Raw genomic sequence first — 14416 nt, forward strand, 5'->3', positions numbered from 1 at the left:
TTTTTATTGAGATGGATTGTTGTACGGAAATTGGCTGGAGTAGCTTTGATGCTGCTGATAAGATTGCTGGATTTTTTGTTGGTCGGCGGCCTCTAATGAATACCAGCCTTTTTGAAACATTTTTAAAAATATATCTCTTTGAGCATTTTGTGTTTCTGTAAGAATGTTTTGCAAATCGCGACGGAGCGGATCAATCGAAATTTCGTTCAATGCAACAGCATACGAAGTAGTCATGTACTTTTCGGTTGCCAGCATATCTTGAATAAAATCGCGATCGTTCATTTGCGGGGTTTCCGGCACCTGTATTTTTGGATTTTGGATTTTTTGCTGTTGATTTTGCATTTCCATCTTGTTTCCCCTTTCCATCATTGCTGCATCCCGTTATTAGGTGATTGCAAATGCGACAAAATAGTTTGATAATGACGCTGATGCATTTGACCGTATGAATCTAAAGCAGATTTGATTTCCGGGTCTTGGCAATTTTGGGCGGCGAAATGCGCCTTTTTCATGGCTAATAAATTCCATGAAAGCATATCATTCACGTAAGAGAGATCTTTTGTCGTCATCACCGGCGGCGAAGACATGAAAGATTGCGGATTATTGGAATATGGTTGCTGCATTTGGTTCCCTCCTTTTTCCCTCTTAGCTTGTCTTTCTCCAGTAAAATTATGCAAATCAGAGCGTTTTTTGAATATATTTTTAAAAACAGGAAATGAAAAGACGAAAGTCTAAAGGCGATCGTGGAACTGCCCTCACTTTGAAACGTCCGTGTTTTCCTTCAGTAGCTGAAGATTTACGAGAAAAGGGGGAATACGATGGAGAAAATGATGCGAAATTTCTTTTTATTTCTTTCAAGAAATCGTTCATTCACAAAGATTGCCCAAAAATATGGCTTGAAATTCGGTGCATCCCGATTTGTCGCCGGGGAAACACTCCATCAGGCAGTCAAAGTAATTCAAGATTTAAATCAAAAAGGTTTAAGCGTTACAGTCGATTATTTGGGTGAGTTTGTGGAAAATGAAAAAGAAGCAGCAGAAATGGCGAATCAAGCCATTCGTACGATTGAGGCCATAGGGAAAGAATCATTAGATGCCGAGATTTCATTAAAACTGACGTCGTTAGGAAGCGACATATCTGAACAAACGGTAATGAGCAATATGCGCCGCATTTTGGAGGCGGCAAAAGAACGGTTTGTATTTGTGACCATTGATATGGAAGACTTTTCACGCTGTGAAAAAACTCTTTCTGTCTATAAACAGTTAAAAACAGAGTATCCACAATTAGGGACCGTCATCCAAGCGTATCTATATCGATCCGAAAAAGACATTGACGATCTTGCATCTTTCTCCCCTCATCTTCGACTGGTAAAAGGGGCATACAAAGAACCGGCTTCTGTAGCGTTTCCAAAGAAAACAGATGTGGATGAAAATTATAAAAAACTGGTGAAGAAGCTTTTGCTGAACGGATTTTATACAGCTGTTGCCACTCATGATGATGCTATGATTGACTACACGAAAAAGCTTGTAAAAGAATACAAGATTTCAAATGAACAATTTGAATTTCAAATGTTGTACGGCATCAGACCGGAAAAGCAGCTTGAATTGGTTGAAGAGGGATATAAAATGCGTGTATATGTACCGTATGGATCGGATTGGTACGGATATTTCATGCGTCGACTGGCGGAACGTCCCGCCAATGTTGGTTTTGTTCTCAAAGGAATGGTCAAAAAATAATGGAAAAACGGGATTGGCTTTGTTCTTTTAGCAGAATCTCGATAACGGCCGCCGTAGTTATTCACGCAATCATTTGCCTTAATGAACAGAGCAAGTGAGTCCTTTCGCAGTATTCAAAATTTATTTTATTTCCGCAGACTATTTTCATTCCTTTTTTTAAAAGTAAAATCGAAAAGAAATGAATAATATGAAACAAATGATCGTCCACTTAAACAAGTAAAAAATTCATCTATTTTGTGCTAATTATTTATTGAAAAATTTAGAATATTCATATATAGTGGAAATAGAAAAATGAATGACCATTCATTCAAAAAGTGAAGGGGGAAATAGTTTTGGTATTACAAATCAAAAAGGCGGCTGTACTAGGATCCGGAGTTATGGGATCAGGAATTGCTGCCCATTTAGCCAATATTGGGCTGTCTACATTATTATTAGATATTGTTCCTCACGAACTGACAGAAGAAGAAAAAGTAAAAGGATTGACCCTTGCAGATAAGAAAGTCCGCAACCGCTTTGCAAGCGACGCTTTAAAAAAGCTTTTAAAACAAAAGCCCTCCCCGCTCACTTCTAAGAACAGCTTAAATCTCATTGAAGCAGGAAATTTGGAGGATGATTTAGAAAGACTCTCTGAATGCGACTGGATTATCGAAGTTGTGGTGGAAAGACTGGACGTAAAAAAGCAAGTATTAGAAAAAATTGATCAATATCGTAAACATGGAAGCATTGTCAGTTCCAATACTTCCGGCATTTCTATCGAAGCTATGGCAGAAGGCCGTTCCGCCGATTTTAAAAAGCATTTTTTAGGAACTCATTTCTTTAACCCCCCTCGTTATTTGAAGCTGTTGGAAGTGATTCCGACAAAAGATACCGATCCTGAAATTGTGCAATTTATAAAGCAATTCGGAGAAGAAACATTAGGAAAAGGGGTGGTAGTAGCCAAAGACACGCCCAATTTTATTGCGAACCGCATTGGCACTTACGGACTGCTCGTAGCTGTTCATGAAATGAAAAAAGCAGGTTTATCGGTTGGAGAAGTCGACTCGATCACCGGACCGTTAATCGGCCGCCCCAAAAGTGCTACTTTCCGTACGCTCGATGTAGTGGGGCTCGATACATTTGTGCATGTGGCCAACAATGTGTATGAAAAAGTCGAAGGAAAAGAAAAAGACGCATTTGAAGTGCCTGATTTTATGAATGAAATGCTGAAAAAAGGAAAACTTGGCGCTAAAACCGGGCAAGGTTTTTTTGTCAAAAAAGGAAAAGAAATACTCGAACTCAATCTGGAAACGTTGCAATATGGACCGAGAAAGTCTTTAAAAACACCTACGGTAGAAAAAGCGAAGCAATTAAAAGGAACAGCAGAAAAAATGAAAGCGCTTATTTATGCGGATGATCAGGCCGGAACTTTTCTATGGAACGTGCTTGCTTCTACGTTAATCTATTCTGCCAAACTGCTAGGCGAAATCGCTGATACGATCGTGGCGATCGACAATGCTATGAAATGGGGATTTGGCTGGGAATACGGGCCATTTGAAACGTGGGATGCGATCGGAACGGAAACGTCGGTTCAAAAAATGGTATCGGAAGGAATGGACGTTCCCTCATGGGTAAAAGACATGATCGCCTCAGGCAATAAAACTTTTTATAAAGAGGAACAAGGAGAACGATATTTCTATCATAACGGCCGCTACGAAAAGGTTTCAGTGCATCCGAAAGTGATCGATTTGAAAAGCTTAAAAAAACAAGGAAAAGTCATCAAATCCAACAACGGTGCAAGTCTGATTGATTTGGGCGACGAAGTGGCATTGCTTGAATTTCATTCGCCAAACAATGCGATTGGTCCGGACATTGTGGAAATGATCTATTATTCGATTGATGAAGTGGAAAAAAACTATAAAGGACTTGTGATCGGAAATCAAGGGAAAAACTTCTGCGTGGGAGCCAATCTTGCCATGATGCTGATGGAAGCACAAGACGACAATCTGTTTGAACTCGATTTTATCATTCGTCAATTCCAGCAAGCGACACTAAAAATTAAATACAGCAGCAAGCCGGTAGTAGCGGCTCCTTTTGGAATGACATTGGGCGGCGGCGCGGAAGTTTGTTTGCCGGCGGCGCGTATTCAAGCTGCCGCTGAAACGTATATGGGGCTTGTAGAAGTTGGGGTCGGCTTAATTCCGGGAGGCGGCGGAACAAAGGAATTATATTGGAAACATTTATCCAATTTGCCAAGCGGTGTCGATTTTGATTTGCAAAAAATCGCCAATAAAGTTTTTGAAACCATTGCGATGGCGAAAGTGTCTTCTTCCGGTGAAGAAGCCCGCGAAAACAACTTCTTATCGAATGCGGACGGGATCAGCGTCAATCGTGATCATCAATTGTACGATGCAAAACAAGTGGTGCTTTCCCTTTATGAACAAGGATATCGTCCGCCGACCAGGAAAAAAGTGCCCGTTGTAGGAGAAACCGGGTATGCGATGTTGCTCTTGGCGGCTCAATCGATGTTTGAATCAGGATATATTTCCCAATATGATCGCCACATCGCCAAAAAGCTGGCGTATGTCATCGCCGGAGGAAAACTGCCATACGGAACGGAAGTAGATGAACAGTATTTGCTTGACTTAGAAAGAGAGGCTTTCTTGAGCCTGATTGCTGAGCCGAAATCCCAGCAGCGCATGCAGCACATGCTTGTAAACGGCAAACCGCTGCGCAACTGACATTTTTGGAGGCGAATCTTTTTGCTAGTCCGCTAGAACAAGAGAGTGAAAAAACAATGTTGAAGGAGGTAGTTTTATGCGAGAAGCGGTCATCGTTGCCGGGGCGCGTACGCCAGTGGGGAAAGCCAAAAAAGGAACATTGGCAACGGTGCGCCCGGATGATCTAGGTGCGCTGGTAGTGAAAGAAACGTTAAAAAGAGCAGGCAATTACGAAGGGAACATCGATGATTTAATTATCGGCTGTGCCATGCCGGAAGCAGAGCAAGGACAAAATGTGGCTAGGAATATTGGAGCTCTTGCCGGCCTTCCGCACACCGTTCCGGCAATCACGATCAATCGCTTTTGTTCGTCCGGTTTACAAGCCATTGCTTTTGCGGCCGAAAAAATTATGGTTGGTCATGCGGATACGATCATCGCCGGAGGAACTGAATCGATGAGCATGGTGCCGATGATGGGGCATGTGGTCAGACCGAATGCAAAATTAGCCGAAACGGCGCCGGAATATTACATGAGCATGGGGCATACCGCTGAACAAGTAGCGAAAAAATTTGGCGTCACTCGCGAAGATCAGGATGCATTTGCCGTTAGAAGCCATCAGCGTGCCGCCAAAGCGATTGCTTCAGGGAAATTTGATGATGAAATCGTGCCGGTAGAAGCGACAGTCCGTTCAGTTGGACCGGACCATCGGCTGGTGGAAAAAACAGTCACTTTAACGAAAGATGAAGGAGTTCGCCCGAATACCAACATGGAAGTACTCGCCCAATTGCGTCCTGCCTTTTCGGCCAATGGCACGGTAACGGCCGGAAATGCTTCGCAAACGAGCGACGGAGCAGCGGCGGTTATGGTGATGGATCGCGAAAAAGCGGAATCACTCGGTCTGAAACCGATGGCGAAGTTTCGTTCGTTCGCAGTAGGTGGTGTACCTCCGGAAATTATGGGGATCGGCCCTGTCGTTGCGGTTCCGAAAGCATTGAAATTGGCAGGACTGGAAGTATCGGATATAGGGCTGTTTGAATTGAATGAAGCCTTTGCTTCCCAATCGATTCAAGTTATACGCGAACTCAACCTTGATGAAGAAAAAGTGAACGTCAATGGAGGTGCAATTGCTCTGGGCCATCCGCTCGGTTGCACAGGAGCCAAACTTACCCTTACTCTCCTGCACGAAATGAAGCGCCGGAACGTCCAATTTGGCGTCGTTACGATGTGCATCGGCGGGGGCATGGGTGCTGCCGGAGTTTTTGAATTGATAGATTGATAGAATGAGTGATCACGAAAAAGAATGGAAAGACTAGCAGGATATGTTATGAGAATGAACAAAATCGAAACAGCTTCGCCAAATGAAAAATGGATAGGAGGAAGAAAGATGTCAAACCAAACAGATCGTGCCATTATAAAAGGCGGCAGTTTTTTAACAGATGAAATAGAAGCAAGTCAAGTATTTACACCGGAAGATTTCACGGAAGAACAAAAAATGATTGCCAAAACAACGGAAGACTATGTAACCAATGAAGTGCTGCCTCAACTGGACTACTTGGAAAAGCATGAATTTGACCGTTCAGTCCAATTAATGAGAAAAGCGGGCGAGTTAGGCTTATTAAGTGCCGATGTTCCGGAAGAATATGGCGGTTTAGGGCTGGACAAAATCAGCTCTGCTTTGATCACGGAAAAAATGGCAGGTGCCGGCGGATTTTCTATTACTCACGGAGCTCATGTCGGCATTGGATCTTTGCCCATCGTATTATTCGGAAATGAAGAACAAAAACAAAAGTACTTGCCGGAATTGGCAACCGGTGAGAAAATCGCTGCTTACGCACTAACAGAGCCTTCCTCCGGTTCGGATGCATTAGGTGCGAAAACGACTGCCAAGTTAAACGAAGCAGGTACGCACTATATTTTAAACGGGGAGAAACAATGGATTACCAACTCCGGATTTGCCGATGTCTTTGTCGTTTATGCCAAAATTGACGGAGAACATTTCTCGGCTTTTATCGTGGAGCGTGATTTTCCGGGCGTTTCGACAGGACCGGAAGAAAACAAGATGGGGATTAAAAGTTCATCCACCAGGACGCTGATCCTTCAAGACGCGGAAGTTCCGGTGGAAAATTTGCTTGGGGAAGCCGGCAAAGGACACAAAATTGCCTTTAATATATTGAATATCGGCCGGTATAAATTAGGCGTCGGCACTGTCGGTTCTTCAAAACGCGTACTGGAGATCACCATTCCGTATGTAAACCAACGCCGGCAATTCAATACACCGATCTCACAATTTCGTTTGACGCAAGAAAAGCTTGCCACTATGGCTTCCAAAATTTATGCGAATGAAAGTTCCATTTACCGCACTGTCGGGTTATTTGACAAAGCGATGGGCGAGCTGTCGGAAGAAGAAGCAAAAGACGGAAAAGCGATTGCTGCTTCGATTTCGGAATATGCCATCGAGTGCTCGATTGGAAAATTTTTTGGTTCGGAAGTGCTCGATTACGTGGTAGATGAAGGATTGCAGCTGCACGGCGGCTACGGTTTTATGGAAGAATACGAAATTTCTAGAGCTTACCGTGATTCCCGCATTAACCGTATTTTTGAAGGGACAAACGAAATCAATCGTTTACTAGTGCCGAATACGTTTTTAAGAAAAGCGTTGAAAGGCGAATTGCCTTTGCTTCAAAAAGCGCAAGACCTGCAAAAAGAGCTGATCGTGCTGGCGCCGGAAGATCCGGGATCAGAACCGCTCGCGCGTGAACGATATTTATTAAGAAATGCGAGAAAAGCTGCGTTGCTTGTATCCGGGCTTGCTGTGCAAACATTTGGCAAAGAGCTTGCGAACGAACAAGAAATCTTGGCGAATATTGCGGACATAGCCGCCAATATTTATGTAATGGAATCATCGATTTTGAGAACTCAAAAGGCATTGGACAGAACCAGCCTTGAAAAGAACAAGCAAAAGCTGCTTTACACAGAAATTTTTTGCCAAGAAGCGTTTGCTCAAATCGAACAAGATGCGAAGGAAACTGTTGCGGCAGTACAAGAAGGCGATGCGCTGCGCGTGACGCTTTCGGCCCTCCGAAAACTTACGCGTCATACGCCTGTCAACATCATTGCGAAAAAACGCGAAGCAGCGGCCAAGCTGATCGAGTCAGAACGATATATTGTGTAAGAAATAGAAATGGATGAGGCGGACAACGATGTCGGCCTCTTTGTTTTCTCTCGAGATTATTTTAAAATAAAGAGGAATTTTACTGTATTTGTCGAACTAAAAAAGGGAAAACTCGCTAAAGCAGCAGAATCTTTTATAAAAGGTGATCACATGAACGTAACATTTTATTGGTATCCGAAATGTGCAACATGCCGAAAAGCAAAGAAATGGCTTGAAGATCATCAAATTGATTTTCAAGAGATACATATTGTCGATAACCCTCCATCGAAAGAGGAGCTGGAAACGCTTTGGCGCAAGAGCGGATTGGAATTAAAAAAATTTTTTAATATGAGTGGGAGAAAGTACAGAGAACTAGGAGTTAAAGACCGTTTGAAAACGGCTTCGGAAGATGAACTTCTTGAATTGCTTGCTTCCGACGGCATGTTAATCAAACGCCCGATCGTGACGGATGGTACGCGTGTCACAGTTGGGTTTCATGAAGATGAATTTGAGAAAATATGGCTGAATAGATAAGGGTGTTTTCTTGCTTTTAGCAATGGAAATAAGTTAATGTAAATTATGAAAATATTGAGAGTGGAGGGATTTTCATGAGTTCGCCGAAAGAACTGAGATACTCGGAAGAACACGAATGGGTAAAAGTAGAAGGAGACAAAGTGCGCATCGGGATTACGGAATTCGCTCAATCGGAATTAGGAGATATTGTATTTGTTGAACTGCCTGAAGTAGGAACGGAAATTAAAGCAGACGAACCGTTTGGCAGTGTGGAATCCGTTAAAACCGTTTCTGAGCTCTATGCTCCTATCAGCGGGAAAATAGTGGAAGTCAATGAAGAATTGAACGACAATCCGGAGTATGTGAACGAATCCCCTTATGAAAAAGCTTGGATGATCGTGGTGGAACCTAGCGATATCAGCCAAGTAGATCAACTGTTGACGGCTGAACAATACGATGAAATGACTAGCGAAGACTAGTATGGCCCCCTGGGTGCTCCCTGGGGGTTTTTTCTATGTTTAAGTAGAGGCTTTTTGCTTTGAAATGGATCGCAAACATGGGACAATGAATGAAGAAAGAAATCAGGCAAGGATGGATAAAGATGAATGGGACGGATAAAGTGATTATTGTGGAAGGAACGTCGGATAAGAGAAAAATTCAAGCGATTATTAAGGAGCCGGTAGAGATTATTTGCACGAATGGAACCATCGGCCTCAGCAAAATGGATGATCTTGTCGATCGACTTTATGGCCGCGATGTGTATATTCTGGTGGATGCTGATACCGCCGGGGAAAAGCTGAGAAAGATGTTTAAACGAGAATTTCCCGAAGCCAGGCATCTTTATGTTGATCGAGCTTTTACGGAGGTCGAAAATACCCCTTTTCGGTATCTAGCCGCCATTTTACTTAGCGCCGGTATCGACATCGATACGAAGTATATTGAAAAGGATGATGAAAGTGGTATCTGATTGGACACAACAACCTCTCCATGAACAAATTTCCGAAACAGGCAAAACGGTATTATATTTTTATACTCCTTTATGCGGAACATGCGCGGTGGCAGGAAAAATGGTGGATGTGATTGAAAAGCTTTTTCCTGATTGCACTTTTGCCAAAGCGGATATCAATTATCATGAGGATTTTGCTCATCAATATGAAATTGAAAGCGTTCCTTGCCTGATGATTTTTGATAAAAAAGAATTAAAAGACAAAATTTATGCCTTTCATTCTGTACCTTTTCTATATGAAAAATTATCTCAATATCAAGCGGGGTAAAGGCATCCTTATGGGCCTTTATCCCGCTGTTATTTTGTGGATGTCCATTTTTGTCATTCAGCAATTCCATTCAGGCAGCGTTTCCAAGTGAAAAATGATTTTAGCCAATGATTGGCTTTCGTGTTTCGCCAACTTGCAAAAATGACATATTTCTTGGGGAATAATTCAAGAAACGTCCTTTTATTTGAAAAAGAGCGGTCGAATGTGAAGAAATGGGTGGAATTTGTCAAAGGGTTTTTCTTTATCTGTCGAATCCTTTTTAAAGGGAATTCACCTGAAAAATGGAACTATGTACAGTAAACATTCAGGTGAAGGGATGAGAAGATGGACAAGTTATTCGCAAGGATTCAAAGGGAATGTTTCGAACGAAAACATCTTTTCCCGATTCTTCCTTCTAATCCACTGACCGTTCTTTTTGATTCAAACGATGAAACATGGATGTTTTCTTTGTCCAAAAGCCAAATGGATTGGAAAAAAGGAACGATTTCAAGCCCGCACTTACATCTTTGCGGGACGGACGAGATTTTTCGAAATATTTTGTTGGGGGAAGAAAGATTGTTAACAGCTGTCAAAAGAAAAGACGTGAGCATATTTGGATCCTTTCGTTTGCAGCTGCAGCTGGAAGCTATTTTGTGGTTATGTAAGGAACGGGAAGAAACCGTCGTATTAGGTAGATTAGGATGAAAGTAACATATTTCTATCAATTTTATTTGACATTATTCGCATGAAAATGTATAATTTTCGAGAAACCAATTTCCGAACAATTTCATAAACACTTGCTCTTATCAAGAGAGGTGGAGGGATGTGCCCAATGAAACCCGGCAACCGTCAATCGTTCAGTTGACATGGTGCCAATTCACACAAAGCAGTTTGCTTTGAGAGATGAGAGAAAGGACGAAGAATACGTAACCTTTCTGCTCATTGGCGGAAAGGTTTTTTTCATTTCAAAAAAGAAAGCAGGTGAATGAATCAATGAGCGAACTGATCTCTTTATCGCGGGTGGAGAAAGTTTTTCGTACAAAAAACGGAAATGTGACAGCCGTTAATAATATAGATTTGCAGATTCAAGAGGGAGAAATTTTCGGTATTATTGGCTACAGTGGAGCCGGAAAAAGCACTCTGATCCGCATGCTGAACGGTTTGGAAATTCCGACAGAAGGCCAAGTGACGGTTGCAGGGCAAGAAATTTCGAAAATTCAAGGCGCTTCTTTACGAAAAGCACGCCAAGAAATCGGCATGATCTTTCAACATTTTAATCTATTATGGTCGCGCACAGTACGGGAAAATATTGCTTTCCCGCTGGAAATCGCCGGAGTGCCGAAAGAAAAACGAATGAAACGTGTAGATGAACTGATTCAATTAGTAGGACTCGAAGGAAGAGAAGACAGCTATCCTTCTCAATTAAGCGGCGGCCAAAAACAAAGAGTAGGCATTGCCAGAGCTCTCGCCAACGAACCGAAAGTATTGCTTTGCGACGAAGCCACTTCTGCATTGGATCCACAGACGACCGATTCGATCCTTGATCTACTTGTCGATATTAATAAACGGCTCGGTTTGACGATCGTGTTAATTACACATGAAATGCATGTAATCAGAAAAATTTGCCATCGCGTGGCAGTTATGGAAAATGGGCAAATCGTTGAAATCGGTCCGGTGCTGGAAGTGTTTAAAAATCCAAAACAGCCGGTAACGAAGCGTTTTGTTCAACAAGTTACCGAACCGGAAGAATCGAAGGAAACGATTGCTCATCTTCTCAAACGCTATAAGGACGGTAAAATTGTCAAACTTACCTTTATTGGCGATTCCGCTGAACAGCCGATCATAGCCAACTTAATCAGAGATTTTCCGGTTGAGGTAAATATTGTTCAGGGGAAAGTGTCCCAAACTCAAAATGGTGCATATGGCACACTGTTTATCCAGATTCAAGGATCGGAACAAGACGTACAAAAAGTGATCGCTTATTTACAAACACAACAAGTAGAGTCGGAGGTCATTACCCATGCTTGAAAAATGGTTTCCAAATGTGGATTGGGCAATGATGTGGCAGGCAACAGAGGAAACCCTATACATGACGGGAGTATCGGTAGTTGCCACCTTTATTCTTGGTTTAATCCTTGGACTTTTGCTTTTTTTAACATCGAAAGGGAACTTATGGGAAAATAAATTTATATATTCCATCGTTGCCGCAGTTGTGAATATTTTCCGTTCGATTCCTTTCATCATTCTCATCGTGCTGCTCATTCCTTTTACAAAAGCGCTTGTCGGCACGATAATCGGTGCGAATGCCGCCTTTCCGGCGCTGATTATTGGCGCAGGCCCATTCTATGCACGGATGGTGGAAATCGGGCTTCGGGAAATTGACAAAGGAGTTATTGAAGCGGCTAAAGCGATGGGGGCCAAAACAAGCACGATTATTTGGAAAGTGCTTATTCCTGAATCGCTTCCCGCTTTGGTCTCAGGCATCACAGTGACAGCGATCTCGCTTGTCAGTTACACGGCAATGGCCGGAGTAATCGGTGCGGGTGGTCTTGGAAATCTTGCTTATTTGGATGGGTTCCAACGCAACCATAACGACGTGACCTTAGTGGCTACGATCATTGTGTTGATTATTGTGTTTGTTATTCAGTTTATTGGTGATTTTATCACTTCAAAAATAGATAAAAGATAAAGGGGGAAAATTTGGTGAAAAAGTTCTTTATAGCCATTATTGCATCTGTATTTGTATTGAGTCTTGCTGCATGCGGAAAATCTTCCAACGAACCAAAAGAAACAAAAGGATCCAATGACAAAACCATTATTGTGGGAGCATCTAATGTTCCACATGCTGTCATTTTGGAAAAAGCAAAACCTATCTTGAAAAAGAAAGGCTATAATTTAAAAATTGTCAAATTCCAAGATTATATTATGCCTAACAAAGCATTGGCTGAAGGAAAATTGGATGCGAACTACTTCCAGCACATTCCTTATTTCAAACAACAAATCAAAGAAAACGGCTATAAGTTTGCCAACGCCGGCGGCATCCATATTGAACCAATCGGCTTATATTCGAAAAAATATAAAAGCTTAGATCAGCTGCCGAAAGGTGCTGAAATCATTATGTCCAGCTCTGTAGCTGACCACGGTCGGATTTTAACGATGCTTGAGAAAAAAGGCTTGATTAAGCTGAAAAAAGGCGTGAATAAAGAAGAAGCAACGGTTCAAGATATTGCTGAAAATCCAAAGCATTTCAAATTTAAATACGATGTTGAAGCGTCCATGCTTCCACAAGTATATAAAAACGGCGAAGGCGATGCTGTGTTAATCAATTCCAACTATGCTCTTGACGCGGGATTAAATCCGTTAAAAGATGCGATTGCTTTGGAAGACAAAGATTCTCCGTATGTTAATATCATAGCTGTCCGCAAAGGCGATGAAAAGAAAGCGAAAATTAAAGCTCTTGTCGACGTCCTTCATTCTAAAGAAATTCAAGACTTTATCTTGAAAAAATGGGGCGGCGCTGTAGTGCCTGTCAACAAATAAGAAAAGAAAGATGTATCGCTCCTCCTTTATTGTGGAGGAGCTTTTTATTTCACAGCGTCCTCTTGGCCTACTTGTATTATTCGCATAGTCCCAATCGCTCAAGGAAAGAATAAGTTTGGATGTTTCAATGAAGGTTTAAAATGGTGAAGAGAGGTTAAATAACTATAGACGGCCGATAAGAACATTCATAACGAACATGACTCTTTCATATGGGTTTATTATTTGATTCTGTCGTTGGTTGAGAAGAACTTTAAACTTAGAGAGGACTGGTTCGTTATTTGTTCTTTAACACTTCAATATACGGAGAGCATGGAAAAGGCCATGTACTGTGCTCATGGTGTAGGGTATAAAGTTTACGGGAGCAATCATGAAGTGAGGATGAAAGTGGAAAAGCAAAGAGAAAAGGATCATTGCCAATCCAAACAAATTGTCGTTGAAATGAACGGAAAGCTGTACTGTCGAAAGCTTTATCATTTGGGAAAACCAGTGTGAGCCCCACGCTGGTTTGTTCTTTTCAATAATAAATTGCGTTAAAATAGTGAATATCGACTACCACCACCGTTCTGCATAGAAAACGATTGTGAATTTTATAACTTAAGTCGAAATTATTCAAAAAAATACGGAAAAGAACTATTGGAAAAGTTGATATTAGTTTTCATTTGTTATAAGATTGTAATGATAATAAATTGAGAATGAAATGGGTATTCAGCATATATCGATATTGACGGAGGTAGAAAAGATGGCAGGTTCAACTCTAACAATTAAAGATTTACACGTTGAGATAGAGGGAAAAGAGATTTTAAAAGGAGTGAATCTTGAAGTAAAAACTGGAGAGTTCCACGCAATCATGGGACCGAACGGAACAGGTAAATCAACTTTATCATCCGCGATTATGGGACATCCAAAATACGAAGTAACAAAAGGCAGCATTACGCTTGACGGACAAGATGTTCTTGAAATGGAAGTCGATGAACGGGCTCGTGCCGGATTGTTCTTGGCGATGCAATATCCAAGTGAAATCAGCGGGGTAACGAATGCGGACTTTTTGCGTTCCGCCATTAACGCTCGCCGTGGTGAAGGCAATGAAATTTCGTTGATGAAATTCATTCGCCAAATGGATGAAAAAATGGAGTTTTTGGAAATGGATCCAAATATGGCGCAACGCTATTTAAACGAAGGTTTTTCCGGCGGTGAGAAAAAACGCAATGAAATACTTCAATTAATGATGATTCAACCGAAATTCGCCATTTTGGATGAAATCGACTCAGGACTTGATATCGATGCTTTGAAAGTCGTTGCCAAAGGAATTAACTCCATGCGCAGCAGCGATTTTGGATGCATTATGATTACGCACTATCAACGTTTGTTGAATTATATTACTCCTGATTATGTTCATGTCATGATGCAAGGACGGATCGTAAAATCCGGCGGACCTGAATTGGCTAAACAGCTTGAAGAAAACGGCTATGATTGGATCAAAAAAGAACTGGGCATTGAAGACGAAACAGTCGGTCAAGAAGCGTAACAGTT

Annotated in this window: 16 protein-coding genes and 1 riboswitch; of the genes, 14 read left to right on the top strand and 2 right to left on the bottom strand. The window is 41.8% G+C overall.

Going from position 1 to position 14416, the window contains the following annotated elements; all coding sequences use genetic code 11:
• Positions 1-3: 3 nt before the first annotated feature.
• Together N1I86_RS11360 and N1I86_RS11365 are read right to left on the bottom strand one after the other, a co-directional pair.
• On the bottom strand, positions 4-348 hold the full coding sequence (locus tag N1I86_RS11360; protein WP_147542741.1) for a spore coat protein: 345 nt from the start codon (positions 346-348) through the stop codon (positions 4-6).
• A gap of 17 nt (positions 349-365) precedes the next feature.
• Complete coding sequence (locus tag N1I86_RS11365; RefSeq protein ID WP_003352503.1) at positions 366-620, bottom strand: hypothetical protein; 255 nt, start codon at positions 618-620, stop codon at positions 366-368.
• A gap of 195 nt (positions 621-815) precedes the next feature.
• On the opposite strand from N1I86_RS11365, the gene N1I86_RS11370 reads away from it, so the two are divergent.
• The 14 genes from N1I86_RS11370 (at position 816) to sufC (ending at position 14411) form a co-directional block, all read left to right on the top strand.
• A complete protein-coding gene (locus N1I86_RS11370; RefSeq protein ID WP_341096394.1) occupies positions 816-1733 on the top strand; it encodes a proline dehydrogenase in 918 nt (305 codons plus the stop codon).
• A 332-nt stretch (positions 1734-2065) separates the two neighbouring features.
• Positions 2066-4450: a 3-hydroxyacyl-CoA dehydrogenase/enoyl-CoA hydratase family protein gene (locus N1I86_RS11375; protein ID WP_341096396.1), complete on the top strand. Its 2385-nt coding sequence runs from the start codon at positions 2066-2068 to the stop codon at positions 4448-4450.
• A gap of 76 nt (positions 4451-4526) precedes the next feature.
• The gene (locus tag N1I86_RS11380; protein ID WP_003352500.1) at positions 4527-5705 is read left to right on the top strand and encodes an acetyl-CoA C-acetyltransferase; all 1179 of its coding nucleotides are present in this window, start codon (positions 4527-4529) and stop codon (positions 5703-5705) included.
• Positions 5706-5813: 108 nt separating this feature from the next.
• Positions 5814-7601, top strand: coding sequence for an acyl-CoA dehydrogenase family protein (locus tag N1I86_RS11385; protein ID WP_341096399.1), 1788 nt, complete (start codon positions 5814-5816; stop codon positions 7599-7601).
• 150 nt (positions 7602-7751) lie between these two features.
• A complete protein-coding gene (locus tag N1I86_RS11390) occupies positions 7752-8114 on the top strand; it encodes an arsenate reductase family protein (RefSeq protein ID WP_341096401.1) in 363 nt (120 codons plus the stop codon).
• A 74-nt stretch (positions 8115-8188) separates the two neighbouring features.
• Positions 8189-8572: a glycine cleavage system protein GcvH gene (gcvH, locus tag N1I86_RS11395; RefSeq protein ID WP_003352496.1), complete on the top strand. Its 384-nt coding sequence runs from the start codon at positions 8189-8191 to the stop codon at positions 8570-8572.
• Between the two features lie 122 nt (positions 8573-8694).
• Positions 8695-9060 carry a toprim domain-containing protein gene (locus N1I86_RS11400; RefSeq protein ID WP_003352495.1) on the top strand — a complete coding sequence of 122 codons (366 nt, stop codon included), beginning with the start codon at positions 8695-8697 and terminating at the stop codon, positions 9058-9060.
• Positions 9044-9367, top strand: coding sequence for a thioredoxin domain-containing protein (locus N1I86_RS11405; RefSeq protein WP_048623936.1), 324 nt, complete (start codon positions 9044-9046; stop codon positions 9365-9367). The genes N1I86_RS11400 and N1I86_RS11405 overlap by 17 nt, the downstream gene beginning before the upstream one ends.
• A 324-nt stretch (positions 9368-9691) precedes the next feature.
• On the top strand, positions 9692-10051 hold the full coding sequence (locus N1I86_RS11410) for a hypothetical protein (protein ID WP_003352493.1): 360 nt from the start codon (positions 9692-9694) through the stop codon (positions 10049-10051).
• A 95-nt stretch (positions 10052-10146) separates the two neighbouring features.
• Positions 10147-10256, top strand: a riboswitch (SAM riboswitch).
• A 92-nt stretch (positions 10257-10348) separates the two neighbouring features.
• Positions 10349-11374, top strand: a complete 1026-nt coding sequence (locus tag N1I86_RS11415; RefSeq protein WP_341097334.1) for a methionine ABC transporter ATP-binding protein — start codon at positions 10349-10351, stop codon at positions 11372-11374.
• Positions 11367-12035, top strand: coding sequence for a methionine ABC transporter permease (locus tag N1I86_RS11420; RefSeq protein WP_003352491.1), 669 nt, complete (start codon positions 11367-11369; stop codon positions 12033-12035). The genes N1I86_RS11415 and N1I86_RS11420 overlap by 8 nt, the downstream gene beginning before the upstream one ends.
• A gap of 14 nt (positions 12036-12049) precedes the next feature.
• Positions 12050-12886, top strand: a complete 837-nt coding sequence (locus N1I86_RS11425) for a MetQ/NlpA family ABC transporter substrate-binding protein (protein WP_341096404.1) — start codon at positions 12050-12052, stop codon at positions 12884-12886.
• A 309-nt stretch (positions 12887-13195) separates the two neighbouring features.
• Positions 13196-13378, top strand: a complete 183-nt coding sequence (locus N1I86_RS11430; protein ID WP_040340819.1) for a hypothetical protein — start codon at positions 13196-13198, stop codon at positions 13376-13378.
• A gap of 247 nt (positions 13379-13625) precedes the next feature.
• The gene (gene sufC, locus N1I86_RS11435) at positions 13626-14411 is read left to right on the top strand and encodes a Fe-S cluster assembly ATPase SufC (RefSeq protein ID WP_003352487.1); all 786 of its coding nucleotides are present in this window, start codon (positions 13626-13628) and stop codon (positions 14409-14411) included.
• Positions 14412-14416 lie beyond the last annotated feature (5 nt).

This window comes from Bacillus sp. FSL W8-0116 (assembly GCF_038003825.1).
GTDB classification, from domain to species: Bacteria; Bacillota; Bacilli; order Bacillales; family DSM-4216; genus Bacillus_O; species Bacillus_O smithii.

Coding starts and splice junctions, on each gene's coding strand:
- N1I86_RS11380 (WP_003352500.1), top strand. CDS start 4,527: ATGCGAGAAGCGGTCATCGTTGCCGGGGCGCGTACGCCAGTGGGGAAA.
- N1I86_RS11370 (WP_341096394.1), top strand. CDS start 816: ATGGAGAAAATGATGCGAAATTTCTTTTTATTTCTTTCAAGAAATCGT.
- N1I86_RS11410 (WP_003352493.1), top strand. CDS start 9,692: ATGGACAAGTTATTCGCAAGGATTCAAAGGGAATGTTTCGAACGAAAA.
- N1I86_RS11385 (WP_341096399.1), top strand. CDS start 5,814: ATGTCAAACCAAACAGATCGTGCCATTATAAAAGGCGGCAGTTTTTTA.
- N1I86_RS11405 (WP_048623936.1), top strand. CDS start 9,044: ATGAAAGTGGTATCTGATTGGACACAACAACCTCTCCATGAACAAATT.
- N1I86_RS11430 (WP_040340819.1), top strand. CDS start 13,196: ATGGAAAAGGCCATGTACTGTGCTCATGGTGTAGGGTATAAAGTTTAC.
- N1I86_RS11400 (WP_003352495.1), top strand. CDS start 8,695: ATGAATGGGACGGATAAAGTGATTATTGTGGAAGGAACGTCGGATAAG.
- sufC (WP_003352487.1), top strand. CDS start 13,626: ATGGCAGGTTCAACTCTAACAATTAAAGATTTACACGTTGAGATAGAG.
- N1I86_RS11390 (WP_341096401.1), top strand. CDS start 7,752: ATGAACGTAACATTTTATTGGTATCCGAAATGTGCAACATGCCGAAAA.
- N1I86_RS11360 (WP_147542741.1), bottom strand. CDS start 348: ATGGAAATGCAAAATCAACAGCAAAAAATCCAAAATCCAAAAATACAG.
- N1I86_RS11420 (WP_003352491.1), top strand. CDS start 11,367: ATGCTTGAAAAATGGTTTCCAAATGTGGATTGGGCAATGATGTGGCAG.
- N1I86_RS11365 (WP_003352503.1), bottom strand. CDS start 620: ATGCAGCAACCATATTCCAATAATCCGCAATCTTTCATGTCTTCGCCG.
- gcvH (WP_003352496.1), top strand. CDS start 8,189: ATGAGTTCGCCGAAAGAACTGAGATACTCGGAAGAACACGAATGGGTA.